Here is a 24,255-nt window from a genome sequence, read left to right as displayed (position 1 = left end):
ACCGGGATACGCGCAGGTCAGCGGCGCGCGAAGTCCACCGCCCCGCCCACCGCGTCACGCACCACGTCCGGTTTGTTGGTGATCAGGCCGTCCACCCCGAGTCCGGCGACCTTGCGGGCGGTGGCCGCGTCGTTCACCGTCCAGGCGAGCACCTCCATCGGCCGGCCGTGCGGCCCCGTGAAGGCGTGCACGGAGGAGACGTAGCTGGACGACAGCGTGTCGTACGACGGATTGACCTGGTCGGCGAAGTCGGCGTACCCCGGCAGCGCCGACACCGACGGCGTTCCGAGGATCGCCGTCTTCACGGCCGGCGCGGCGGCGTGCACGGTGCGGATGCTGTCCACGTCGAAGCTCTGCACGATCAGCCGGTCGGTGTCCTGCGGCCGGTCGAGCCAGCCCGCGTCGTCGAGGGCCTTGAGGGTCTGCCGCTCGATGCCCGGGTACAGCTCGCTGTTCTTCAGTTCGAGGAGCAGCTTCTGGTGGTGGCGTGTCACGCGGTCGAGGTACTGCTTCAGCGTCGGCACGCGCGCGCCCGCGTAGGCGGCGGCGAACCAGCGGCCCGCGTCGAGTCGCCGGATCTCGGCGGCCGTGAAGTCCTTCACCTTCCACGGCGCCCGCCCCGGGAAGACCTGCTCGACGTCGGTCGTCCGCGCGAGGCTGTCGTCGTGGATGACGACGAGTTCCCCGTCCTTGGTGCGTTGGACGTCGTTCTCCACCCAGCGGATGCCCAGCTCAGCCGCCTTGTCGACGGCGGCCAGGGTGTTCTCCGGCGCGTACGCGGACGCTCCCCGGTGGGCGATGACCGAGGGCCCCTCGTCGGCGGCGGTCCTGGCATGGGAGAGGGGGGTCGTCAGGGCGAGTCCGAGGAGCGCGGTGGTCGTGACGGCTACTGCGCGCGCGTGCATGCGTACTCCTTGCCTGGGTCGATCACGGACGGTCTCACTGTGACACCGGAAAGTGAGCGGCGGGGGGTCGGGACATGGCCACCGGGCGAAGGAAGTCACCCGACTCCGCCTCGACCCCGCTCACCGCGACCGCACAACTGGGGCAAGGCCGTGATTCTTTGCCGCAGAATCGTTCGACCACTCCGGTGGGGGACATACGCTCTGCCTCGGCCCCGACCGTTCGCCCGGTTCGGGGACGGGACGCAGCACCATGACGTGCCCGGGAGCTACCGGGAACGCGAGCGGGCGGAAAGGCAGCCGCACATGCACGACACGGTCGACGGGTTCCGGTACGGACTCGTCACCCCACTGGTGGCCTACCTCATGGCCTGCCTCGGCGGTGCGCTCGGACTGCGCTGCACCACCAGGTCGCTCTCGGCCGCCCGGCACCGGCGCCCCGCATGGCTCGCCCTCGGGTCCGCGGCCATCGGCTCCGGCATCTGGACCATGCACTTCATCGCGATGATGGGGTTCACGATCGAGAACACGCCGATCCGCTACGACTGGACGATGACCTTCGCCAGCCTCGCCGTCGCCGTCGTCATGGTCGGCGTGGGGATCTTCATGGTGGGCTACCAGGGCGCGCGGGGCACGCCCCTGTTCACCGGCGGGACCATCACCGGTCTCGGCATCGCCTCGATGCACTACCTGGGCATGGCCGGCATGCGTCTGGACGGCCGGCTGGGCTACGACACGCCGACGGTCGCCGTGTCCGTCGTAATAGCCGTGGCCGCCGCGACCGCCGCCCTGTGGGCGGCCGGCCAGATCCGGGGTTTCCTGTGGAGCGTGGGCGCGAGCCTGGTGATGGGCCTCGCCGTCACCGGCATGCACTACACCGGGATGGCCGCCCTCGAGGTCCACGCCCACGGCACCGCCGACCCCGCCACCGGCGGAGCGCCGGCCGAGCTGCTCGGCCCCATGCTGATCGGCCCCCTCGCCTTCCTCGTCCTGGCCGGAGTCGTGGTGCTCTTCGATCCGCTCATGGTCACCGGGAAGCCGGCCACCCGTCCCGGCGGCGAGGACCGGCCTGGTGTGCCCGCCGGCGCCGCGGCCCACCGTCCGCCGGCGCCGCGGTCGCCGGACCGGCAGACCGTCCGGGAAGGCGCCCGGATCCCGTAGAACCGCTGATCGCGGCCGGTTGTCGGTGGTGGGTCGTACCGTTGAGGACATGCGGCCCGTTACCGAGATCGAACGCACGCCGGCGCCCTTCGAGGTCGTCAGCCCCTATCAGCCGAGCGGCGACCAGCCGGCGGCCATCACCGAGCTGGCCCGGCGCGTCGGGGCGGGCGAGAAGGACGTCGTCCTGCTCGGCGCCACCGGCACCGGCAAGTCCGCCACGACCGCGTGGATGATCGAGAAGCTCCAGCGCCCCACGCTCGTGATGGCCCCGAACAAGACGCTCGCCGCCCAGCTGGCGAACGAGTTCCGGGAGCTGCTGCCGAACAACGCGGTCGAGTACTTCGTCTCGTACTACGACTACTACCAGCCCGAGGCCTACGTCCCGCAGTCGGACACCTACATCGAGAAGGACTCCTCCATCAACGAGGAGGTGGAGCGGCTGCGCCACTCCGCGACCAACTCGCTGCTCACCCGGCGGGACGTCGTCGTGGTCGCCTCCGTCTCCTGCATCTACGGCCTGGGCACCCCGCAGGAGTACGTGGACCGCATGGTCCCGCTCCGCGTCGGCGACGAGCTGGACCGGGACGAGCTGCTGCGCCGCTTCGTGGACATCCAGTACACGCGCAACGACCTGGCGTTCACCCGGGGCACCTTCCGGGTGCGCGGCGACACCATCGAGATCTTCCCGGTCTACGAGGAGCTGGCCGTCCGCATCGAGATGTTCGGTGACGAGATCGAGGCCCTGTCCACCCTCCACCCGGTCACCGGCGAGATCATCAGCGACGACGAGCAGCTGTACATCTTCCCGGCCACCCACTACGTCGCCGGCCCCGAGCGCATGGAGCGGGCCGTCAACGACATCGAGAAGGAGCTGGGGGAGCGGCTGGCCGAGCTGGAGAAGCAGGGCAAGCTCCTGGAGGCCCAGCGGCTGCGCATGCGCACCACCTACGACCTGGAGATGCTCCGCCAGATCGGCACCTGCTCTGGCATCGAGAACTACTCGATGCACTTCGACGGCCGCGCGCCGGGCACCGCGCCCAACACCCTCCTGGACTACTTCCCGGAGGACTTCCTCCTCGTCATCGACGAGTCGCACGTGACCGTGCCCCAGATCGGCGCCATGTACGAGGGCGACGCCTCGCGCAAGCGGACCCTGGTCGACCACGGCTTCCGGCTGCCCTCGGCGCTCGACAACCGGCCGCTGAAGTGGGAGGAGTTCCAGGGGCGCATCGGCCAGACCGTGTACCTCTCCGCCACCCCGGGCGCCTACGAGCTGTCCCGCGCGGACGGCGCGGTCGAGCAGATCATCCGCCCCACCGGACTCGTCGACCCGGAGGTCGTCGTCAAGCCCACCGAGGGCCAGATCGACGACCTCGTGCACGAGATCCGCACCCGGACCGAGAAGGACGAGCGCGTCCTGGTCACCACGCTCACCAAGAAGATGGCCGAGGACCTCACCGACTACTTCGTGGAACTGGGCATCCAGGTCCGCTATCTGCACAGCGACGTCGACACCCTCCGCCGCGTCGAGCTGCTGCGCGAGCTGCGCGCCGGTGAGTACGACGTGCTGGTCGGCATCAACCTGCTGCGCGAGGGCCTGGACCTGCCCGAGGTCTCGCTGGTGGCGATCCTCGACGCCGACAAGGAGGGCTTCCTGCGCTCGGGCACCTCCCTGATCCAGACCATCGGCCGCGCGGCGCGCAACGTCTCCGGCCAGGTGCACATGTACGCCGACAAGATCACCCCGGCGATGGAGAAGGCCATCGACGAGACCAACCGCCGCCGGGAGAAGCAGATCGCCTTCAACACGGCGAACGGCGTCGACCCGCAGCCCCTGCGCAAGAAGATCAACGACATCGTCGCGCAGATCGCCCGCGAGGACGTCGACACCGAGCAACTGCTCGGCTCGGGCTACCGCCAGACCAAGGACGGCAAGGGCGCCAAGGCCCCCGTTCCCGCGCTCGGCGGCAAGGCCACGAAGGCCAAGGCGGGCCGGCGCGCGGCGGAGGAGACGGCACCCACCGACCGTCCCGCGGAGGAACTGGCCGGGCAGATCGAGGACCTCACCAACCGCATGCGGGCCGCCGCGGCCGACCTCCAGTTCGAGATCGCCGCCCGGCTGCGCGACGAGGTCTCCGAGATGAAGAAGGAACTGCGCCAGATGCGGGAGGCGGGCCTGGCCTGACGACGGCTGACGGACCGTCCGGACACGCGGTGTGTTGCAAGACCGACACAAAGTGCGACCCAGGGTGGGGCGCTGTCGGTGCCGCTGCGTAGTGTTCTGGTCAACCGCGGGCACCGCGGCAACAGGGGACAGTTCGAGAGGGGAATCAGCGCGTGACCGTCAACATGACCAAGGGTCAGGCCATCAGTCTGCAGAAGAACGACGGCGGCAGCCTGACATCGGTCCGCATGGGTCTCGGCTGGCAGGCGGCTCCCCGGCGCGGCCTGTTCGGCTCGCGCACCCGGGAGATCGACCTGGACGCCTCCGCCGTTCTGTTCGCGGACAAGCAGCCGGTCGACGTCGTCTTCTTCCGGCACCTGGTGAGCGACGACGGCTCGGTCCGGCACACGGGCGACAACCTGGTCGGCGGTGTCGGCCAGGGCGGCGACGACGAGGCGATCCTGGTCGACCTCCAGCGCGTTCCCGTCCACATCGACCAGATCGTCTTCACCGTGAACTCCTTCACGGGCCAGACCTTCCAGGAAGTGCAGAACGCGTTCTGCCGCCTGGTGGACGAGACCAACGGCCAGGAACTGGCCCGGTACACGCTGGCCGGCGGCGGCGCCTTCACGGCGCAGATCATGGCCAAGGTGCACCGCGTGGGTCAGGGCTGGGCGATGACCGCCCTCGGTACGCCCGCCAACGGGCGCACCTTCCAGGACCTGATGCCGGCGATCCTGCCGGCGCTCTAGCTCCTGACGAGGCGGGACGGGGCCCACGGGCGGGCCCCGTCGCGAACGACACGGCGCGAGTGACAGCCAAGTGAATCAGGGGGACAGGCGATGACGGCCGAGCTGGTGCGCGGGCAGAACCACCCGCTGTCCCGGACCCGTCTGGAGATCCGGGTCTCGGCCGGTGCACCGGTCGCGGCCGGTGCCACGACCGGCGACGAGAACGGCACGGTGCACGGAGTGGAGTGGGTCGCCCATCCCGGCTCCCCCACCCTGCCCGGCCTGGAGGTCTCCCGGCAGGCCGCCGCCGACCACCGCCTGGCGGTGGACCTGGACGCCGTGCCGGACGCGGTGCACCGGGTCAGCGTGTTCCTCGCCCTGCCCACCGGGGCGGGGCCCGCCCGGTTCGGCGCCGTCGCCGCCCCGTTCGTCGCCGTCACCGGCCTCGACGGCACGGAGATCGCCAGCTACACCCTCACCGGCCTGGAGGCCGAGACGGCCGTCGTGGCCCTCGAGCTGTACCGGCGGCAGGGCGCCTGGAAGGTGCGCGCCGTCGGCCAGGGGTACGCGGGCGGGCTCGCCGAGCTGCTCGCCGACCAGGGGCTGCCCCAGGCGCACCAGCTCGCCGCCGACATCCAGGCTGCCCTCGCCGGTGGCCTGGCCCGCTCGGTACCGGCCCCGCCGGCCCCCGCGTCCCCGCCTGCCTCTCCGGCGCGGACGCCGGACGGCGAACGCGCGCGCCGCTCCGCCGCAGCGGCGCCGGGACCGGACCACGCGACTCCGGTACCTCAGGGCACCTCCGACCCCCTGCCGCAGACGCCGTACCCGGGTACGGCGGGGGACCCGGGTACGGCAGGGGACCCGGCCGCCCCGGCCCAGCCGTCCGCGCCCACCGGCGGCCCGATCGACTACAGCCACCCGCGCCGACAGCACGCGGCCCCGCCGCCGCCCCCGCCGTCCGCGCCTCCCGCCGAGCCCGGCCGGCCGGCCCAGCCCGTCGCGGGGGACGCCACCGGCTGGTCCATGGAGGAGCGCCTGTACAACCAGGTGTGGGGCATGTTCGAGGACCTCGCCCGCACCACCGCCGCCTACCGCAGCGCCGTCGACTTCGCCGAGTCGCGCATGGAGAAGGAACTCGACCATGTCCTGTCCGACCCGCGCAGCCGGATCGGCGGGCAGGGCGACGCCGCGCGCGAGGCGGCGCGAGCCAAGCACAGCCAACTGGTGGACCAGGCCCGCGAGGTCCTCGACCGGGACGTGGAGCAGCTCGCCGCCGAGGCCGACGTCGTCGAGCCGGCCCTGCCCGCCGCCTTCGCGCGCTGGGACAACCCCGTGTGGCACGCCTACCGCCCGCCCATGGAGATCCCGATGGCCCTGCGCCTGGGCGACCTCCACCTGCCCGAGGCCGAGCGGATACGCATCCCGATGCTGGTCCGGCTGCCGCTGGAGCGGGGCCTGTGGATCGACAGCGGGCGCGCCGGCTCGCTGGACGGCTCCTTCGCCGACTCCCACGAGCTGCGGCGCCTGGGCCTGGAGGCGGCGGTGGCCATCGCGGCGCGGCTGCTGGCCGTCTACCCCGCGGGCGAGTTCACCGTGCACGTCATCGACCCGGCCGGGTCGGGGGCGCAGCCTTTCGCGCCGCTGGTGCGGACCGGCGTGCTCGCCGCTGAGCCGACGCAAGGCGCGGCGGGGGTGGCGGACGTGCTCTCGCGGCTCACTCAGCGCGTGGACCTGGTGCAGATGGCGCTGCGCGGCGGCGCCCCGGACGCGCTTCCGCCGGGGATGGACACTGCCCAGCAGCTCCTGATCGTCAACGACTTCCCGCACGGCTTCGACGACCGCGCGGTGAACCAGTTGCGCTACCTCGCCGACGAAGGGCCCTCCGTCGGCGTCCACCTGATGATGGTGGCCGACCGCGAGGAGTCCGCCGGATACGGGCCGCTCCTGGACCCGCTGTGGCGCTCGCTGCTGCGGCTGACGCCGGTGGCCGACGACCACCTCGCCGACCCGTGGGTCGGGCACGCCTGGACCTACGAGCCGTCGCTCGTGCCGCCCGGCAGCGAGGTGCTCCAGCGGGTACTCAGCCAGGTGGCCGCCGCCCGGCGCTCCTGGAACCGGTGACGGGGGATGTGTCAAGCGTAGGTAAAGCCCATCTGAACTGGCCTTTTGGATTCCCCTTTACCAATCTCTTTACTGTTCCTTGGTGATTGGGGTACCGTTCTCCACACGGAGGGCCAGCCCCTCCGGCAGCGATGACGCTGACATCTGACGTGCCACACTGCCGGAGGTGTAGTGGAAGTCTCGGTGACCCTGTGGGTCCTGACAGTCCTGGGCCTCGCCGCCCTCATCGCGGTCGACTTCTTCATCGGCCGCAAGCCGCACGACGTGTCGATCAAGGAAGCCGGCATCTGGACGGTCGTCTGGATCGCCCTGGCGGGCCTCTTCGGCCTCGGCCTGCTTCTCTTCGGGGGCGGACAGCCCGCCGGTGAGTTCTTCGCGGGCTTCATCACCGAGAAGTCGCTGAGCGTCGACAACCTCTTCGTCTTCGTCCTGATCATGGCGAAGTTCGCGGTGCCCTCGCAGTACCAGCAGCGCGTGCTCCTCATCGGCGTCCTCATAGCCCTGGTCCTCAGGGCCGGCTTCATCGCCGCCGGTGCCGCCATCCTCGCCAGCTTCTCGTGGGTGTTCTTCCTCTTCGGCGCCTTCCTGATCTGGACCGCCTGGAAGCTCGTCCAGGAGGCCCGGGCCGACGAGGAGGACGAGGAGTTCGAGGAGAACAAGCTGCTCAAGGCGGCCGAACGCCGCTTCGGCGTGGCCGACCGCTATCACGGCACCAAGCTGTGGATCCGGGAGAACGGCAAGCGCGTCATGACCCCGATGCTGGTCGTGATGCTCGCGATCGGCACCACCGATGTGCTCTTCGCGCTCGACTCCATACCGGCGATCTTCGGTCTGACCCAGGACCCGTACATCGTCTTCACGGCCAACGCCTTCGCCCTGATGGGCCTGCGGCAGCTGTACTTCCTCATCGGCGGTCTCCTGAAGAAGCTGGTCCACCTCTCCTACGGCCTGTCGATCATCCTGGGCTTCATCGGCGTCAAGCTGGTGCTGCACGCCCTGCACGAGGCGGGGGTGCACGTCCCGGAGATCAGCATCCCGGTCTCGCTCGGCGTGATCTGCGGCGTCCTGATCGTCACCACGATCACCAGCCTGAGGGCCTCCCGCAAGAAGGCGGAGGCAGAGGCGGAGGCGGCGGCAGCCGGCAGCGAAGGGGCCGCCAAGGACAGCGTCGGGGCCTGACCGCGGCCGGCTCGGCCGGCGGGGGGCCGCCCGCCGGCCGAGCCGGCCATCTGGAGTGCGAAGACCGTGACCCTCTGCGACGATCGCGACATGACCACTGGACCCAGGGCGCTCCTCGCGCAGTGGACGACCGTCGTGCCGGTGGTCGCGGTCGTCCTGCTGCTCTTCACCTGGGGCCGCGATCTGCCCGGCGTGGTCGTCGCGCTGCTGACCGTCGTCCTCGCGGCGTCCGTGCTGGCCGCGGTGCACCACGCCGAGGTGGTCGCCCACCGGGTCGGGGAGCCCTTCGGCTCGCTGGTCCTGGCCGTGGCGGTCACCGTGATCGAGGTCGCCCTGATCGTGACGCTGATGGCGGACGGCGGCGAAAAGGGCGCCACCCTGGCCCGGGACACGGTCTTCGCGGCCGTGATGATCACCTGCAACGGCGTGGTCGGCATCAGCCTCCTGGTCGCCTCCCTGCGGCACGGCATCGCGGTGTTCAACCCGGAGGGCACCGGCGCCGCCCTCGCCACGGTCGCCACCCTGGCCACGCTCAGCCTGGTGCTGCCGACGTTCACCACCAGCGCGCCCGGACCGGAGTTCTCGCCCGTGCAGCTGACCTTCGCCGCGCTGTCCTCGCTGATCCTCTACGGCCTGTTCATCGCCACCCTCACGGTGCGGCACCGGGACTACTTCCTGCCGATCACCCGGCAGGGGGAGGTGATCACCGTCGAGGAGCACGCCGACGCCCCGTCCGCGCGCCGCGCCCTGATCAGCCTGGGGCTGCTGGGGCTCGCCCTGATCGGCGTGGTCGGACTGGCGAAGGGCGTGTCGCCGACCATCGAGGACGGCGTGGCCGCCGCCGGACTGCACCACGCGGTCGTCGGTGTGATCATCGCCCTGCTGGTGCTGCTCCCGGAGACCATCGCCGCGCTGCGCTCGGCGCGTCGTGACCGGGTGCAGACCAGCCTCAACCTCGCGCTCGGCTCGGCGATGGCCAGCATCGGGCTGACCATCCCGGCGGTCGCCCTCGCCTCCGTGTGGCTCTCCGGGCCGCTCGTCCTGGGCCTCAGCTCGATCCACATGGTGCTGCTCGCCCTGACCGTGGTGGTGGCCTCGCTGACGGTCGTGCCGGGCCGGGCGACACCGCTCCAGGGCGGTGTCCACCTGGTCCTGTTCGCGGCGTACCTGGAGCTGGCCATCAACCCGTGAGGCGGGCGGGGGGAGGGGCCGCGGACGGCTCCGTGATAGACCGGTCCGAGCGGCGGGCGCCTGGTGCCGCCGCACGCCCCGCCCCGACCGGAGGAACCGTGCCCCGCAGCCTGGCCAACGCCCCGATCATGATCCTCAACGGCCCCAACCTGAACCTGCTCGGCCAGCGGCAGCCGGAGATCTACGGCTCGGACACCCTGGCCGACATCGAGGCCCTGTGCGCGAAGGCGGCGGCGGCGCACGGCGGCACGGTGGACTTCCGGCAGTCCAACCACGAGGGCGAACTGGTCGACTGGATCCACGAGGCCCGGCTGCACCACTGTGGGATCGTCATCAACCCGGCGGCCTACTCCCATACGTCCGTGGCGATCCTGGACGCGCTCAACACCTGCGACGGGCTGCCAGTGGTGGAGGTCCACATCTCCAACATCCACCGGCGCGAGGCGTTCCGGCACCACTCCTACGTGTCGCAGCGCGCCGACGGGGTGATCGCCGGGTGCGGGGTGCAGGGGTACGCGTTCGGGGTGGAGCGGATCGCCGCGCTGGCCGGGGAGGGGCGCGCCGAGACCTGAGCCCGGAGCGCGCCTGACGTCACCAGCCGCGCGCGTGCCACGCCGGCAGGTGCGGGCGCTCGGCGCCGAGGGTGGTGTCCTGGCCGTGCCCCGGGTAGACCCAGGTCTCGTCCGGCAGCACGTCGAAGACCTTGGTCTCCACGTCGTGGATCAGGCTGCGGAACGCCGCCGGGTCCTTGTGGGTGTTGCCCACACCGCCGGGGAACAGGCAGTCCCCGGTGAACACGTGCGGGTGCCCATGCGGGTCGTCGTAGACGAGGACGATCGAGCCGGGGGTGTGCCCGACCAGGTGGCGCGCGGTAAGCCGCACGTGGCCGACCGAGATCGTGTCGCCGTCGTCCACCAGGACGTCGGTCGGCACCGTGATGCCCTCGGCGTCGTGGCGGCCGGCGTAGGTGCGGGCGCCGGTGGCGGCGGCGACCTCGGCGAGTGCCTGCCAGTGGTCGCCGTGGCGGTGGGTGGTGACGGCGGAGGTGATCCCGTCGTCACCGATCGTGCCGAGCAGCGTCCGCGCGTCGTTCGCCGCGTCGATCAGCAGCTGCTCGTCGGTGGCCCGGCAGCGCAGCAGATAGGCGTTGTTGTCCATCGGGCCGACCGCGACCTTGGTGATCATCAGGTCCGTGAGCTCGTGCACGTCCGCGGGTCCACCGACCCGCACCGCTCCGCTGTAGGTCATGTCGATCAGCCTAGCGCCGGTCCGACCCCCGCCGGCCCAGGGTCTACAGCGGCGGCAGAGTCGGCAGCGGGCCGCCCTCGGCCGTCAGGGCGTCCGTGCCGGCGGGCCGTCCGGCGAGCCAGCCGAGCAGGTGGGCCGGGGGACCGGTGACGGTCACCTCGGGGGCGTCAGCGGTCCGGCCGGTGTGCCACGTGTGCGTGCCGTCCGTGAGCCGGGTCGCGGGCACGTCCGGGTGGCCGGCGAACCGGGCGGCCAGGAACTCCGTCTCGCGCTCGGTGAACTCCGCGGACAGGTCCGCCAGCTCGTAGCCGATGCCCAGGTCCACGTGGTGCAGCTCCACCTCGATCCACCGCCGGAAAGGCACCCGCGAGGCCGTGTCGGTGACCCCGTTGCGCAGCGCGACTGTGCGCGACCAGTCGGCGGGCGCGGCCCCCGTCTCCTGGAAGCGGGTGCCGCTCTCGCGCAGGTCGGCGAGGTGGACGTCGAGAGGCCGCGGGGCGTCCCGCTCGATGTCGGCGTCGCGGACCTCGGCGGAGGCGTACATGGGGCGTCCTTCGAGGACGTTCACGAGGGCGTCCGCGTTGCGGGCCAGGTGGGCGAGGACGTGGCCGCGACTCCAGCCCGGCAGCCGTGACGACTCCGTCACGGCCGCGTTGTCCAGTGTGCCGACCGCGACGAGCAGTCGCTCGGTAGCGTCACGTACAGAGACCAGGTCATGCGCGTGATCCATCATGCTGCTGACCCTAGACCGCGTCACACCTTCGGGTGAAGCAAGCCGACGACAGCCGTGAATCGAATGCACGTCCTATATGGTCGGAAGCGGCGTCGGGCATGCTGGGGAGTCGGGGTTTGTTGACAACCGGTGAATCGACCGGCGTTGTCAGTGGCTCCCCCTAGTCTGGAAGTGACGGGGGCCCCGCCCCTGTCACTTCTCTCAAGAAAGGTGCGGACCGGCGTGGCCGACCGTCTCATCGTCCGTGGCGCGCGCGAGCACAACCTGAAGAACGTCTCGCTCGACCTGCCTCGTGACGCGCTCATCGTCTTCACGGGCCTGTCCGGGTCGGGCAAGTCCTCCCTGGCCTTCGACACGATCTTCGCCGAGGGCCAGCGGCGCTACGTCGAGTCGCTCTCCTCCTACGCCCGGCAGTTCCTCGGCCAGATGGACAAGCCGGACGTCGATTTCATCGAGGGCCTCTCCCCAGCGGTCTCCATCGACCAGAAGTCCACCTCGCGCAACCCGCGCTCCACGGTCGGCACCATCACCGAGGTGTACGACTACCTGCGTCTGCTCTTCGCCCGCATCGGCAAGCCGCACTGCCCGGAGTGCGGCCGGCCGATCTCGCGCCAGTCCCCGCAGGCCATCGTGGACAAGGTCCTGGAGCTGCCCGAGGGCAGCCGCTTCCAGGTGCTCTCGCCGCTGGTGCGCGAGCGCAAGGGCGAGTTCGTGGACCTCTTCGCCGACCTCCAGACCAAGGGCTACTCCCGCGCGCGGGTGGACGGCGAGACCGTCCAGCTCTCCACCCCGCCCACGCTGAAGAAGCAGGAGAAGCACACCATCGAGGTGGTCATCGACCGCCTCACGGTGAAGGGGTCGGCCAAGCGCCGCCTCACCGACTCGGTGGAGACCGCCCTCGGCCTGTCCGGCGGCATGGTCGTGCTCGACTTCGTCGACCTCCCCGAGGACGACCCCGAGCGCGAGCGCATGTACTCCGAGCACCTGTACTGCCCGTACGACGACCTGTCCTTCGAGGAGCTGGAGCCGCGCTCCTTCTCCTTCAACTCGCCCTTCGGCGCCTGCCCCGACTGCTCCGGCATCGGCACGCGCATGGAAGTCGACCCCGAGCTGATCGTCCCGGACGAGGAGAAGTCCCTCGACGAGGGCGCCATCCACCCCTGGTCGCACGGGCACACCAAGGACTACTTCGCCCGCCTCATCGGCGCCCTCGCCGACGCGCTCGGTTTCCGCACCGACATCCCCTTCGCGGGCCTGCCCCAGCGTGCCCGCAAGGCCCTGCTGTACGGCCACAAGACCCAGGTCGAGGTCCGCTACCGCAACCGGTACGGGCGCGAGCGCCGCTACACCACGGCCTTCGAGGGCGCCATCCCCTTCGTCAAGCGCCGGCACAGCGAGTCCGAGAGCGACGCCAGCCGCGAGCGCTTCGAGGGCTACATGCGCGAGGTCCCCTGCCCCACCTGCCAGGGCACCCGCCTCAAGCCCCTCGTCCTCGCGGTCACGGTCATGGGCAAGTCGATCGCCGAGGTCTCGGCGATGTCCATCAGCGACTGCGCCGACTTCCTGGGCGAGCTGCGGCTCACCGCCCGCGACAAGAAGATCGCCGAGCGCGTGCTCAAGGAGGTCAACGAGCGCCTGCGCTTCCTGGTCGACGTCGGCCTCGACTACCTCTCGCTGAACCGCGCGGCCGGCACGCTCTCCGGCGGCGAGGCCCAGCGCATCCGCCTGGCCACCCAGATCGGCTCCGGCCTCGTCGGCGTGCTGTACGTGCTGGACGAGCCGTCCATCGGCCTCCACCAGCGCGACAACCACCGCCTGATCGAGACCCTGGTCCGGCTCCGCGACATGGGCAACACGCTCATCGTCGTCGAGCACGACGAGGACACCATCAAGGTCGCCGACTGGATCGTGGACATCGGCCCCGGCGCCGGTGAGCACGGCGGCAAGGTGGTGCACAGCGGCGAGCTGAAGGAGCTGCTCGCCAACACCGAGTCGCAGACCGGGCAGTACCTGTCCGGCCGCAAGGCCATCCCGCTGCCCGACGTCCGGCGCCCGCGCGACCCGTCCCGGCAGCTCACCGTGCACGGCGCCCGGGAGAACAACCTCCAGGACATCGACGTCTCCTTCCCCCTTGGCGTGTTCACGGCCGTCACCGGTGTCTCCGGGTCCGGCAAGTCGACGCTGGTCAACGACATCCTGTACACCCACCTGGCCCGCGAGCTGAACGGCGCCCGCAATGTGCCCGGCCGGCACACGCGCGTGGACGGCGACGACCTCGTGGACAAGGTCGTGCACGTCGACCAGTCGCCCATCGGCCGCACCCCGCGGTCGAACCCGGCGACGTACACCGGCGTCTTCGACCACGTCCGCAAGCTGTTCGCCGAGACCACCGAGGCGAAGGTCCGCGGCTATCTGCCGGGCCGCTTCTCCTTCAACGTCAAGGGCGGTCGCTGCGAGAACTGCGCGGGCGACGGCACGATCAAGATCGAGATGAACTTCCTGCCGGACGTCTACGTCCCGTGCGAGGTCTGTCACGGGGCCCGGTACAACCGGGAGACCCTGGAGGTCCACTACAAGGGCAAGTCCATCGCCGACGTGCTGAACATGCCGATCGAGGAGGCCACCGACTTCTTCGAGGCGGTCCCCGGGATCTCCCGGCACCTGAAGACGCTCAAGGACGTCGGCCTCGGCTACGTCCGGCTCGGGCAGTCCGCGACCACGCTGTCCGGCGGTGAGGCCCAGCGCGTGAAGCTCGCCAGCGAGCTCCAGCGCCGCTCCACCGGCCGCACGGTCTACGTCCTGGACGAGCCGACCACCGGCCTCCACTTCGAGGACATCAGCAAGCTGCTGACGGTCCTCGGCGGCCTGGTCGACAAGGGCAACTCGGTCATCGTCATCGAGCACAACCTCGACGTGATCAAGACCGCCGACTGGGTCGTGGACATGGGCCCCGAGGGCGGCGCCGGCGGTGGCCTGGTCGTCGCCGAGGGAACCCCCGAGCAGATCGCCGCTGTGCCGGCCAGCCACACCGGCAAGTTCCTCCAGGACGTCCTCGGCGCCGACCGGATCAGCGAGGCCGCCCCCGTGAAGGCCCCGCGCAAGGCGGCGGCCAGGACCGGCGCCGCCAAGACGACGGCGGCCAGGAAGACCGCCGCCAGGACGGTCAACAGCACGGCCGCCGCCAAGAAGACCGTCGCGAAGACGGCCAAGGCCACCGCGAAGAAGACGGCCCCGGCCCGCAAGGGCTGACCGCACCGACCGGCCGCCCGGGCACGCCGACGCGCCGCGTCCCCCACCCCACGGTGGGACGCGGCGCGTCGGCACATCCCGACGGACGCCCGCTCAGGCGTCCGACGGCTCCACGAACTGCATGTCGAGCTGGATCTTCACCACTTCGCCCAGCAGCCCCGGAGCGAAGTCGAGGCCGAACTCGCTGCGCCGGATCTCACCCGCCGCCTCGAACCCGGCGTGCCGGCCGCCGCCCATGGGCACGTCCACCACACCGCCGAAGTCCACCGCCAGCGTCACCGGACGCGTGACCTCACCGATCGTCAGTTCCCCCGCCATCGTCCAGTCCTCACCCGCCCCCGACACCCCGGTGGAGCGGAACACCATGGTCGGGCGCTTCGCCACATCGAGCAGGTCGGGGGAGAGTACGTGCGCGTCCCGGTCGGCGTTGCCGGTGTCGATGGTGGCCAGGTCGATCGTCGCGGACACCCGGACGTCCTCGACGCGCTCCCCGACGACCAGCTCGGCCGTCACGCCGGTGAAACGGCCCCGGACCTTGGAGATCCCCAGATGCCGGACCTGGAAGTTGGCGTTCGAGTGCAGCGGGTCGAGGGCCCACTGCCCGGGCCTGAGGGGCAACGCGGTGGTGTCGGAGGCGGCGGTGGCGTTGATGTCGTCGGTCGTCATGCCCCCACCCTGCGCCCGGCCCGCCGGACGTGGGAGACCGGCCCGATCCTGGTAGTCGCAGGGCCACCCTTTCCGCCGTCTGGGTGGGTACGGTCCTCGCGTGGGCGACAACGAGTTGGGGACCTTCCTGCGCGGCCGGCGCGAGTCCGTCACCCCGGCGGAGGTGGGGCTGCCCGGCGGCCCCCGCCGCCGCACCCCGGGGCTGCGCCGGGCGGAGCTGGCCACGCTCGCCGGGGTCAGCGTCGAGTACCTCACCAGACTGGAGCAGGGCCGCGATCGCAACCCGTCCGTCCAGGTGCTCGGTGCCCTGGCCGACGCGCTGCTGCTCTCCCTGGCGGACCGGATGCTGCTGCGCCGCCTGACCAAGGAGGCCGACGGCGGCGACCCCCTGGTCTGCGCCGCGGCCCCGCCGCTCAGCCGCACGATCCGGCCCACCGTGCGGGTCCTCCTCGACCGGCTGGAACCGGGCCCCGCCGTCGTCCTGAACTGGATCGGCGACGTCCTCGCCCACACCGAGGGCTACGCCCGGCTGACCCGCCCGCTCGGACTGCTCGACGCCGAGCGGCCCAACCTGGTGCGGCACCTGTTCACCGACCCGCGGGCCCGCGACGCCTTTCCCGACTGGGACCGCGTCGCGGACGACCTGGTCGCCAGGCTGCGGCACGAGGTGCCGCTGCACGACCCCTATGTCACCGAGCTGGCCGACGAACTGGCGGTGACCGCCGGGGCGGAGTTCACCGACCGCTACGCCGAGATCGGGGCGATACCGCGTGGCGTCGGCAGCCGGCTGGTCGATCACCCGGTGGCGGGCCGGCTGAGGCTGCTGCACGAGACGCTGGCCCTGCCCGACGACGGGCAGCGGATGATCGTCCACCTGCCCGCGGACGACGCCACGGCCGCGGCCCTGGACCGCCTGCAGGGCCGCCGCCCCGGCGCGCTGCGGGCGGTGCCCTCGACGGGCTGACGCCTCGCCGGCCGTCAGCCGGCCACCTCGTGGGCGTACGGCGGCTCCGCGCCCGCCCGCGAGCAGGTGACGGCCGCGGCCCGCGCGGCGAAGCCCAGCAGGTCCTCCCAGCCCATGCGGCCCAGCGCCCGCACCTTCCCCGCGTCCAGCGCGTCCCGGACCGCGAGGCCGTGCAGCAGCGCCGCGTTCACCGTGTCGCCGGCGCCGATGGTGTCCACCACCTCGACCCGCTCGCCCGGCACGGCGTACTCGCCGCCGTCCCGGGTGAACACGGTCAGCCCGGCACCGCCCCGGGTGACGACGACGGCCGCCGGACCGGCCGCCAGCCACTCCTCGGGCGTGCCGCCGAGCCACGCGGCGTCCTCGGTGGACAGCTTCAGCAGCGACACCGAGGGCAGCCAGCCGCGGAAGCGGGCCCGGTAGGCGTCCGGGTCGGAGATGAGTCCGGCCCGGATGTTCGGGTCAAGCGCGGTGAACACGCCTCGCGCGGCCGACGCGTGCAGCAATTCCTCGTAGGCGCTCGCCCCCGGTTCCAGGACCAGCGAGCAGGTGCCGAAGGAGACCGCCCGGGTGCCGGGGGGCAGTTCGGCGGGCACGGCGAAGAGCCGGTCCGCGGTGCCTTCCACATAGAAGGAGTACGCGGCGGACCCGCCGGCGTCCACCGTGGCCACGGCGAGGGTGGTCGGCTCGGCGCCGCGCTGCACCGGCGACACGTCCACGCCGGTCTCGCGCAGCCGGTCAAGGAGCGCCTCGCCGAAGAGGTCCCGCGACACGCGGGAGCAGAAGGCGGTCGGGCTGCCGAGGCGGCCCAGCGCGACGGCCGTGTTGTACGGGCCGCCGCCGAGGGCCGGGCGCAGCGCGGCGAGGGCGCCCGTGCCCTGCGGTACCAGGTCGATCAGTGCCTCACCGGCGACGACGATCACGGGGTCCTGCCTTTCACGGATGGCGGTTCGGGGCAGCCGCACGAGGTGCGGTGGACGAAGGAGCAGGGCAGCCGCACGGTGCGGGCGGGCCGGTCCGGCGCGGCGAGGCGCTCCAGGAGCAGCCGTACGGCCGTGGCGCCGAGGTCCCTGCCGGGCTGCGCCACGGCGGTCAGGCGCGGGGTGAGGAGGTCGGCCCAGGGGAAGTCGTCGAAGCAGCACAGGGCGATGTCGGCGGGCACGGACAGGCCGCGGTCGCGCAGGGCGCGCAGCGCGCCGAGGGTCATCGCGTCGTTCGCCGTGACCAGCGCGGTAGGCGGCTCCGCCAGGGCCAGCAGCGCGGCGGTGGCCCGCTCGCCGCCGGCCGCCTCGGAGTCGCCGTGCGCCAGGAGCCCCGCGTCGTACGGCAGTCCCGCCTCGGCCAGGCCGCGCAGATAGCCGTCGACGCGCTCGCGGGTCGTGCTCAGGCCCGCCCGGCCCGCGACCAGGCCGATCCGGCGGTGCCCGAGCCCGGCCAGGTGACCGACCAGCAGCGCCGTCGGTCCGGCGCTCTCGGCGCAGACCTGGTCGATGCGCGGGGCGTCGTCCCCGGCGGCGACGAGCCGGTCGAGGAACACCGCGGGCACCGCGTGCCGCCGCAGGTGGGCCACCAGGCCGCCGGGGTCGGCGGACGGCACGGCGATCACGCCGTCCACCCGCCGCTCGTGCAGCAGCCGGGCGGCCCCGACCTCGCGCCGCGGGTCGTCGTGCGGGTCGGCGACGAGGAGGCTGTAGCCGTGCTCCAGGGCGACGGTCTCCACGCCCTGCAGGATCTCCGTGAAGTAGGGGTTGCCGGTCGTCGGCACCGCGAGGCCGATGGACCGGGTGCGGGAGGTGACCAGGGAGCGGGCCAGGCCGTTCGGGGCGTAGCCGAGCCGTTCGACGGCGTCGAGCACCGCGCGGCGGGTGCCGGGGCGCACCGGTCGGGTGCCGTTGAGGACGTGCGACACGGTGGCCACCGAGACCGCGGCGGCGCGCGCGACATCGGCCATGGTCGCCATCGAAGGTCCCCTTCCTCGTACCGCCCGCGGCGCGGCTCGCCCCGCCGCACCGGCCGGGACCGTATCCCATGACCGGCCTGCACGTAAACGCTTACGTGTCACTCGCGGGCGCCCCCCGCGCCTCCGGTGGCCCTCGCGCCCGATAGCGTGCGTTTCGCACACCCTCGCCCCTTGAACAGCGGAGTCCTCATGGCCGGTCGCCCCCACCCGAGCCGTCGCACCGTCCTGCGGTCGGCGGCGCTCACGCCCGTCGCCGGACTCGGCCTGGCGGCCTGCTCCTCGGGCGAGGACGAGGGTGGCGGCGCGCCCGTGGACCTCGGCGCGGAGACCGAGGTGGCCAAGGGCGGCAGCAAGCTGTACCGCGACGAGAAGGTGGTGGTCAGCCGGGCGGACGACGGCTCCCTGAAGGCCTTCAGCACCATCTGCACCCACGCCCACTGCCCCATCGGCGAGCTGAAGGGTTCCAAGCTGATCTGCAACTGCCACGGCAGTGAGTTCGACGCCCGCACCGGCGAGGTGCTGCAGGCCCCCGCCACCCAGCCGCTGGAAGCACTGCCGGTGAAGGTGAAGGGCGGCCGGATCGTCGCGGGCCCCGCGAGCTGACCCCCGCCGGGACCTGCCCCGACGGTTGTCCACAGCCCCGCCGGAGTGTCCGCCCCCGCCAGTAGGGTGTGAGTCATGGCCGACCCCTCCAGCTACCGCCCCAGGCCGGGAGAGATCCCGGACAGTCCCGGGGTGTACAGGTTCCGCGACGAGCACCGCCGGGTGATCTACGTCGGGAAGGCGAAGAGCCTGCGCCAGCGTCTGGCGAACTACTTCCAGGACGTGGCGCACCTGCACCCCCGCACCCGCTCCATGGTCACCACGGCCGCGTCCGTGGAGTGGACGGTCGTGTCCACGGAGGTCGAGGCCCTTCAGCTGGAGTACTCCTGGATCAAGGAGTACGACCCCCGCTTCAACGTCAAGTACCGCGACGACAAGAGCTACCCCTACCTCGCGGTGACGATGCAGGAGGACTTCCCGCGCGTGCAGGTCATGCGCGGCCACAAGCGGAAGGGCGTGCGCTACTTCGGTCCGTACGCGCACGCGTGGGCGATCCGCGACACCGTCGACCTCCTCCTGCGGGTCTTCCCGGTGCGCACCTGCTCGGCCGGCGTCTTCAAGAACGCGGCCCGCACCGGCCGCCCCTGCCTGCTCGGCTACATCGGCAAGTGCTCCGCGCCCTGCGTCGGCCGGATCACCCCCGACGACCACTGGGACCTGGCCGACGAGTTCTGCGACTTCATGGCCGGCCGCACCGGCACCTATCTGCGCCGCCTGGAGCGGCGGATGACCGAGGCCGCCGAGGAGATGGAGTACGAGCGGGCGGCCAGGCTGCGCGACGACATCGAGGCCCTGAAGAAGGCGATGGAGAAGAACGCGGTCGTGCTCGCCGACGCGACCGACGCCGACCTCATCGCCGTCGCCGAGGACGAGCTGGAGGCGGCCGTCCAGATCTTCCACGTCCGCGGCGGCCGGGTGCGCGGCCAGCGCGGCTGGGTCACCGACAAGGTCGAGGAGATCACCACCGCCGCTCTGGTCGAGCACGCTCTCCAGCAGCTCTACGGCGAGGAGACCGGGGACGCGGTGCCGAAGGAGGTCCTGGTCCCCGCCCTGCCCGAGCCGGTGGAACCGGTCCAAGAGTGGCTCACCGAGCGGCGCGGGTCGGCCGTCTCCCTGCGCATCCCGCAGCGCGGCGACAAGCGGGCCCTGATGGAGACGGTGCAGCGCAACGCCCAGCAGGCCCTCGTCCTGCACAAGACCAAGCGCGCCTCCGACCTGACCACCCGCTCCCGCGCCCTGGAGGAGATCGCCGAGGCCCTCGGCCTGGACAGCGCCCCGCTGCGCGTCGAGTGCTACGACATCTCCCACCTCCAGGGCGACGACGTGGTGGCCTCCATGGTCGTCTTCGAGGACGGACTGGCCCGGAAGAGCGAATACCGCCGGTTCCAGATCAAGGGATTCCGCGGACAGGACGACGTCCGGTCCATGCACGAGGTGATCACCCGCCGCTTCCGCCGCTATCTCGCCGAGAAGGAGCGCACGGGGGAGTGGGCGGACGGCGACGAACCCCCCGGCGACGACGTCGTGGACGACGGCGAGCTGAAGGACGGCGGACTGAAGGACGAGGACGGCCGGCCCAAGCGCTTCGCCTACCCGCCGCAGCTCGTCGTGGTGGACGGCGGGCAGCCGCAGGTCGCGGCGGCCCAGCGGGCCCTGGACGAGCTGGGCATCGACGACATCGCCGTGTGCGGCCTGGCCAAGCGCCTCGAAGAGGTCTGGCTGCCCCGCGAGGACGACCCGGTCGTCCTGCCCCGCACCAGCGAGGGCCTCTACCTGCTCCAGCGGGTCCGCGACGAGGCGCACCGCTTCGCGATCACCTACCAGCGCACCAAGCGCGCCAAGCGCCTGCGCGCCGGCCCCCTGGACGACGTGCCGGGCCTGGGGGAGAGCCGCAAGCAGGCGCTGATCAAGCACTTCGGCTCGGTGAAGAGGCTCCGGTCGGCCACCGTCGACCAGATCTGCGAGGTGCCCGGCATAGGCCGCAAGACGGCCGAGACCGTCGCCGTGGCCCTCGCCGGGGCGACACCGGCCGGACCCGCCGTGAACACGGCGACCGGCGAGATCATGGAAGAACCGGACGGGGCGCCCGCGACGGCGCCGGAGGCCCCGACGGAGCCCGTGGCAGCGGGCGATCCGGAAAGACGACGGGGGCAGGAGCGATGACCGAGCACGAGACACCGAACGCGGCGGCGCGAGAACGCGCCGACGGCGGGACCGACACGGACGACGGAGCACAGGTGGGTACGGCCAAGGAACCAGCCCCGGCGCACGACGCGCCCATCCCCGAGCTGGTGATCATCTCCGGCATGTCCGGGGCCGGCCGGTCCACCGCGGCCAAGTGCCTGGAGGACCTGGGCTGGTTCGTCGTGGACAACCTGCCCCCGGCGCTGATCCCCACCATGGTGGAGCTGGGCGCCCGCTCGCAGGGCAACGTGGCGCGGATCGCGGTCGTCGTGGACGTCCGCGGCCGGCGCTTCTTCGACAACCTGCGCGAGTCCCTCGCCGACCTCGACTCCCGGGGCGTCACCCGGCGGATCGTCTTCCTGGAGTCCTCCGACGAGGCCCTGGTGCGCCGCTTCGAGTCGGTGCGCCGCCCGCACCCCCTCCAGGGCGACGGCCGCATCGTGGACGGCATCGCGGCCGAACGCGAACTCCTGCGCGAGCTGCGCGGCGACGCCGACCTGGTGATCGACACCTCCAGCCTCAACGTGCACGAGCTGCGCGCCAAGATGGACGCCCAGTTCGCCGGCGACGAGGAGCCCGAGCTGCGGGCCACGGTCATGTCGTTCGGCTTCAAGTACGGCCTGCCCGTCGACGCCGACCTGGTCGTGGACATGCGCTTCCTGCCCAATCCGCACTGGGTCCCCGAACTGCGCCCCTTCACCGGCAAGAGCGAGGAGGTGGCGAACTACGTGCTGAACCAGCCCGGCGCCAAGGAGTTCCTCGACCGCTACGCCGAGCTGCTCCAGCTGATCGCCGCGGGCTACCGCCGGGAGGGCAAGCGCTATGTGACCGTGGCCGTCGGCTGCACCGGCGGCAAGCACCGGTCGGTGGCCATGTCGGAGAAGCTCGCCGCCCGGCTCGCCGCCGAGGGCGTGGAGACGGTGGTCGTCCACCGGGACATGGGACGGGAATGACGGGGCGCCCGCCACGGCTGAGCAAGCTGCGCCGGGTGGTGCCCGAGGGCCGGGGCGGCAGGCCCGCCGAGGCCCGCACGGCGCGGCCCGCCGAGGCGCGCGGCGGCCGGCCCCGCCGCCGGGGCGCCCAGCCCAAGGTCGTCGCCCTCGGCGGCGGCATGGGCCTGTCCGCCTCGCTCGCCGCGCTGCGCCGGATCACCGGCGACCTCACCGCGGTGGTCACGGTGGCCGACGACGGCGGCTCCAGCGGCCGGCTCCGCGACGAGCTGGGCGTCCTGCCGCCCGGCGACCTGCGCAAGGCGCTGGCCGCGCTGTGCGGCGACGACGACTGGGGCCAGACCTGGGCCCGGGTCATCCAGCACCGCTTCCAGTCCCAGGGCGCGTTGCACGAGCACGCGGTCGGCAACCTGCTGATCGTCGCCCTGTGGGAGCAGCTCGGCGACCACGTCCAGGCCCTCGACCTGGTCGGCAAGCTGCTCGGCGCGCAGGGGCGGGTGCTGCCCATGTCGGCGGTGCCGCTGGAGTTGCAGGCGCTGGTCAAGGGGCACGACCCGGAGCGGCCCGAGGACGTCGACACCGTGCGGGGGCAGGCGACCGTGGCGCTCACCCCGGGCGAGGTGCAGTCCGTGCACCTGGTGCCGAACGACCCGCCGGCAGTGCCCGAGGCGGTCGACGCGGTGCTGGACGCGGACTGGGTGGTGCTCGGACCCGGCTCCTGGTTCTCCTCGGTCATCCCGCACCTGCTCGTGCCCGATCTGCTGGACGCGCTCGCCGAGACGAAGGCCCGGCGCGTGCTCTCCTTGAACCTCGTGCCGCAGCCCGGAGAAACCGAGGGGTTCTCCCCGCAGCGTCATTTGGAGGTTTTGGGACGACACGCCCCTAAACTCGCCCTGGACGTGGTGCTGGCCGACGAGGCCGCGGTGCCCGACCGCGACTCACTCACCGATGCCGCGAAACGGTTCGGCGCCGCGGTCGAGCTCACCCCGGTCGCCCGGCCCGACGGAACTCCGAGGCACGACCCGGAGCTGCTGGCCGCCGCGTACGACCGTATTTTTCGGATGCATGGAAGGATCGGCCCATGGCGATGACGGCAGCGGTGAAGGATGAGATCTCCCGGCTCCCCGTCACCCGGACCTGCTGCAGGAAGGCGGAGGTCTCGGCCATCCTGCGGTTCGCCGGCGGCCTCCACCTGGTGAGCGGGCGCATCGTGATCGAGGCGGAGCTGGACACCGCGATGGCGGCGCGCCGGCTCAAGCGGGACATCCTGGAGATCTTCGGGCACAGCTCCGAGCTGATCGTGATGGCCCCGGGCGGGCTGCGGCGCGGCTCGCGGTACGTGGTGCGGGTGGTCGCGGGCGGTGACCAGCTGGCCCGGCAGACCGGTCTGGTGGACGGCCGGGGGCGCCCGATCCGCGGTCTGCCGCCGCAGGTGGTCTCGGGGGCCACCTGTGACGCCGAGGCCGCGTGGCGCGGGGCGTTCCTGGCGCACGGGTCGCTGACCGAGCCGGGGCGCTCCTCCTCCCTGGAGGTGACCTGCCCCGGCCCCGAGGCCGCGCTCGCCCTGGTCGGGGCCGCGCGCCGGCTGTCCATCGCGGCCAAGGCCCGCGAGGTGCGCAGCGTGGACCGGGTCGTCGTCCGTGACGGCGACGCGATCGGGGCGCTGCTGACCCGGCTGGGTGCGCACGAGTCGGTGCTGGCCTGGGAGGAGCGCCGGATGCGGCGGGAGGTGCGGGCCACGGCGAATCGTCTTGCCAACTTCGACGACGCGAACCTGCGGCGGTCCGCGCGGGCCGCTGTCGCGGCGGGGGCGCGGGTGCAGCGGGCGCTGGAGATCCTCGCCGACGATGTGCCGGAGCACCTCGCGGCGGCGGGGCGGCTGCGGATGGAGCACAAGCAGGCCTCGCTGGAGGAGCTGGGTGCGCTGGCCGACCCGCCGCTGACGAAGGACGCCGTCGCCGGGCGGATCCGCCGTCTCCTCGCCATGGCCGACAAGCGTGCGTCCGACCTCGGGATCCCGGGCACGGAGGCCAACATCGGCGAGGACGCCGAGGACGTCGAGGAACTGGAAGGCCACCTGGTCGGCTGACGCCGGGCACGAGATGGCCTCAGCTACGGCTGTGACCGTACGGCCGACGTGACTGCACGCCCTTTAGGGGCGCGGGGAACTGCGCGACCAGCCACGACGTGCCCGCACCCGGGATCGTGGCGCAACCCGGCACTACGGGGGGCGTGGCGCAGCCCGGCGC

Annotated in this window: 20 protein-coding genes; 14 read left to right on the top strand and 6 right to left on the bottom strand. The window is 72.2% G+C overall.

Going from position 1 to position 24,255, the window contains the following annotated elements; all coding sequences use genetic code 11:
* Positions 1 to 17 precede the first annotated feature (17 nt).
* Positions 18 to 905, bottom strand: coding sequence for a glycerophosphodiester phosphodiesterase family protein (locus tag ACGFZL_RS21395; protein ID WP_355175082.1), 888 nt, complete (start codon positions 903 to 905; stop codon positions 18 to 20).
* A gap of 303 nt (positions 906 to 1,208) precedes the next feature.
* Between ACGFZL_RS21395 and ACGFZL_RS21390 the strand changes: the two genes are divergently transcribed.
* The 7 genes from ACGFZL_RS21390 (at position 1,209) to aroQ (ending at position 10,021) form a co-directional block, all read left to right on the top strand.
* Complete coding sequence (locus tag ACGFZL_RS21390) at positions 1,209 to 2,063, top strand: MHYT domain-containing protein (RefSeq protein WP_393693802.1); 855 nt, start codon at positions 1,209 to 1,211, stop codon at positions 2,061 to 2,063.
* A 49-nt stretch (positions 2,064 to 2,112) separates the two neighbouring features.
* On the top strand, positions 2,113 to 4,248 hold the full coding sequence (uvrB, locus tag ACGFZL_RS21385; protein ID WP_355175078.1) for an excinuclease ABC subunit UvrB: 2,136 nt from the start codon (positions 2,113 to 2,115) through the stop codon (positions 4,246 to 4,248).
* Between the two features lie 152 nt (positions 4,249 to 4,400).
* Entirely contained in the window at positions 4,401 to 4,979 is a 579-nt protein-coding gene (locus ACGFZL_RS21380) for a TerD family protein (RefSeq protein ID WP_355175076.1), read from the top strand.
* Positions 4,980 to 5,069: 90 nt separating this feature from the next.
* Positions 5,070 to 7,079, top strand: coding sequence for a TerD family protein (locus ACGFZL_RS21375; protein WP_393693799.1), 2,010 nt, complete (start codon positions 5,070 to 5,072; stop codon positions 7,077 to 7,079).
* Between the two features lie 171 nt (positions 7,080 to 7,250).
* Complete coding sequence (locus ACGFZL_RS21370; protein WP_355175072.1) at positions 7,251 to 8,258, top strand: TerC/Alx family metal homeostasis membrane protein; 1,008 nt, start codon at positions 7,251 to 7,253, stop codon at positions 8,256 to 8,258.
* A 90-nt stretch (positions 8,259 to 8,348) separates the two neighbouring features.
* A complete protein-coding gene (locus ACGFZL_RS21365) occupies positions 8,349 to 9,449 on the top strand; it encodes a calcium:proton antiporter (RefSeq protein ID WP_393693796.1) in 1,101 nt (366 codons plus the stop codon).
* A gap of 98 nt (positions 9,450 to 9,547) precedes the next feature.
* Entirely contained in the window at positions 9,548 to 10,021 is a 474-nt protein-coding gene (aroQ, locus tag ACGFZL_RS21360; RefSeq protein WP_355175068.1) for a type II 3-dehydroquinate dehydratase, read from the top strand.
* Between the two features lie 19 nt (positions 10,022 to 10,040).
* On the opposite strand, the gene ACGFZL_RS21355 is transcribed toward aroQ, so the two are convergent.
* Both ACGFZL_RS21355 and ACGFZL_RS21350 read right to left on the bottom strand, forming a co-directional pair.
* Positions 10,041 to 10,697 (bottom strand): MBL fold metallo-hydrolase, encoded by a 657-nt coding sequence (locus tag ACGFZL_RS21355; RefSeq protein WP_393693793.1) that lies wholly within the window; start codon positions 10,695 to 10,697, stop codon positions 10,041 to 10,043.
* Positions 10,698 to 10,740: 43 nt separating this feature from the next.
* On the bottom strand, positions 10,741 to 11,430 hold the full coding sequence (locus ACGFZL_RS21350) for a maleylpyruvate isomerase family mycothiol-dependent enzyme (protein ID WP_393693791.1): 690 nt from the start codon (positions 11,428 to 11,430) through the stop codon (positions 10,741 to 10,743).
* Between the two features lie 222 nt (positions 11,431 to 11,652).
* Between ACGFZL_RS21350 and uvrA the strand changes: the two genes are divergently transcribed.
* On the top strand, positions 11,653 to 14,679 hold the full coding sequence (gene uvrA, locus ACGFZL_RS21345) for an excinuclease ABC subunit UvrA (protein ID WP_393693789.1): 3,027 nt from the start codon (positions 11,653 to 11,655) through the stop codon (positions 14,677 to 14,679).
* Between the two features lie 93 nt (positions 14,680 to 14,772).
* Here uvrA and ACGFZL_RS21340 read toward each other — a convergent pair whose 3' ends face one another.
* Positions 14,773 to 15,345 (bottom strand): YceI family protein, encoded by a 573-nt coding sequence (locus tag ACGFZL_RS21340; protein ID WP_393693787.1) that lies wholly within the window; start codon positions 15,343 to 15,345, stop codon positions 14,773 to 14,775.
* 100 nt (positions 15,346 to 15,445) lie between these two features.
* Between ACGFZL_RS21340 and ACGFZL_RS21335 the strand changes: the two genes are divergently transcribed.
* A complete protein-coding gene (locus ACGFZL_RS21335) occupies positions 15,446 to 16,309 on the top strand; it encodes a helix-turn-helix domain-containing protein (protein ID WP_393693785.1) in 864 nt (287 codons plus the stop codon).
* Between the two features lie 14 nt (positions 16,310 to 16,323).
* Here the strand turns inward: ACGFZL_RS21335 and ACGFZL_RS21330 are convergent, their stop codons facing one another.
* Together ACGFZL_RS21330 and ACGFZL_RS21325 are read right to left on the bottom strand one after the other, a co-directional pair.
* Positions 16,324 to 17,232: a carbohydrate kinase gene (locus ACGFZL_RS21330; protein ID WP_393693783.1), complete on the bottom strand. Its 909-nt coding sequence runs from the start codon at positions 17,230 to 17,232 to the stop codon at positions 16,324 to 16,326.
* Complete coding sequence (locus tag ACGFZL_RS21325) at positions 17,229 to 18,269, bottom strand: LacI family DNA-binding transcriptional regulator (RefSeq protein WP_393693781.1); 1,041 nt, start codon at positions 18,267 to 18,269, stop codon at positions 17,229 to 17,231. Before ACGFZL_RS21325 ends, ACGFZL_RS21330 begins: the two co-directional genes overlap by 4 nt.
* Before the next feature lie 189 nt (positions 18,270 to 18,458).
* On the opposite strand from ACGFZL_RS21325, the gene ACGFZL_RS21320 reads away from it, so the two are divergent.
* The 5 genes from ACGFZL_RS21320 to whiA all read left to right on the top strand — a co-directional run bounded on the left by ACGFZL_RS21320 (position 18,459) and on the right by whiA (position 24,095).
* On the top strand, positions 18,459 to 18,872 hold the full coding sequence (locus ACGFZL_RS21320; RefSeq protein ID WP_393694101.1) for a Rieske (2Fe-2S) protein: 414 nt from the start codon (positions 18,459 to 18,461) through the stop codon (positions 18,870 to 18,872).
* A gap of 75 nt (positions 18,873 to 18,947) precedes the next feature.
* Positions 18,948 to 21,035: an excinuclease ABC subunit UvrC gene (gene uvrC / locus ACGFZL_RS21315; protein WP_393693779.1), complete on the top strand. Its 2,088-nt coding sequence runs from the start codon at positions 18,948 to 18,950 to the stop codon at positions 21,033 to 21,035.
* On the top strand, positions 21,032 to 22,009 hold the full coding sequence (gene rapZ, locus ACGFZL_RS21310) for an RNase adapter RapZ (RefSeq protein ID WP_355175050.1): 978 nt from the start codon (positions 21,032 to 21,034) through the stop codon (positions 22,007 to 22,009). The genes uvrC and rapZ overlap by 4 nt, the downstream gene beginning before the upstream one ends.
* On the top strand, positions 22,006 to 23,097 hold the full coding sequence (gene yvcK, locus ACGFZL_RS21305; protein ID WP_393693776.1) for a uridine diphosphate-N-acetylglucosamine-binding protein YvcK: 1,092 nt from the start codon (positions 22,006 to 22,008) through the stop codon (positions 23,095 to 23,097). The genes rapZ and yvcK overlap by 4 nt, the downstream gene beginning before the upstream one ends.
* Entirely contained in the window at positions 23,088 to 24,095 is a 1,008-nt protein-coding gene (gene whiA, locus ACGFZL_RS21300; RefSeq protein ID WP_355175046.1) for a DNA-binding protein WhiA, read from the top strand. Before yvcK ends, whiA begins: the two co-directional genes overlap by 10 nt.
* The last annotated feature ends 160 nt before the right edge of the window (positions 24,096 to 24,255 follow it).

The sequence above is a fragment of the Streptomyces sp. NPDC048182 genome (assembly GCF_043202555.1).
Classification (GTDB): Bacteria; Actinomycetota; Actinomycetes; order Streptomycetales; family Streptomycetaceae; genus Streptomyces.
This window is presented reverse-complemented; position numbering and strand designations above follow the sequence as displayed.

Excerpts from the sequence above, each read along its gene's own strand:
- ACGFZL_RS21395 (WP_355175082.1), bottom strand. The coding sequence starts at position 905 with ATGCACGCGCGCGCAGTAGCCGTCACGACCACCGCGCTCCTCGGACTC.
- ACGFZL_RS21390 (WP_393693802.1), top strand. The coding sequence starts at position 1,209 with ATGCACGACACGGTCGACGGGTTCCGGTACGGACTCGTCACCCCACTG.
- uvrB (WP_355175078.1), top strand. The coding sequence starts at position 2,113 with ATGCGGCCCGTTACCGAGATCGAACGCACGCCGGCGCCCTTCGAGGTC.
- ACGFZL_RS21375 (WP_393693799.1), top strand. The coding sequence starts at position 5,070 with ATGACGGCCGAGCTGGTGCGCGGGCAGAACCACCCGCTGTCCCGGACC.
- ACGFZL_RS21365 (WP_393693796.1), top strand. The coding sequence starts at position 8,349 with ATGACCACTGGACCCAGGGCGCTCCTCGCGCAGTGGACGACCGTCGTG.
- ACGFZL_RS21355 (WP_393693793.1), bottom strand. The coding sequence starts at position 10,697 with ATGACCTACAGCGGAGCGGTGCGGGTCGGTGGACCCGCGGACGTGCAC.
- ACGFZL_RS21350 (WP_393693791.1), bottom strand. The coding sequence starts at position 11,430 with ATGATGGATCACGCGCATGACCTGGTCTCTGTACGTGACGCTACCGAG.
- ACGFZL_RS21340 (WP_393693787.1), bottom strand. The coding sequence starts at position 15,345 with ATGACGACCGACGACATCAACGCCACCGCCGCCTCCGACACCACCGCG.
- ACGFZL_RS21325 (WP_393693781.1), bottom strand. The coding sequence starts at position 18,269 with ATGGCGACCATGGCCGATGTCGCGCGCGCCGCCGCGGTCTCGGTGGCC.
- ACGFZL_RS21320 (WP_393694101.1), top strand. The coding sequence starts at position 18,459 with ATGGCCGGTCGCCCCCACCCGAGCCGTCGCACCGTCCTGCGGTCGGCG.
- uvrC (WP_393693779.1), top strand. The coding sequence starts at position 18,948 with ATGGCCGACCCCTCCAGCTACCGCCCCAGGCCGGGAGAGATCCCGGAC.
- rapZ (WP_355175050.1), top strand. The coding sequence starts at position 21,032 with ATGACCGAGCACGAGACACCGAACGCGGCGGCGCGAGAACGCGCCGAC.
- yvcK (WP_393693776.1), top strand. The coding sequence starts at position 22,006 with ATGACGGGGCGCCCGCCACGGCTGAGCAAGCTGCGCCGGGTGGTGCCC.
- whiA (WP_355175046.1), top strand. The coding sequence starts at position 23,088 with ATGGCGATGACGGCAGCGGTGAAGGATGAGATCTCCCGGCTCCCCGTC.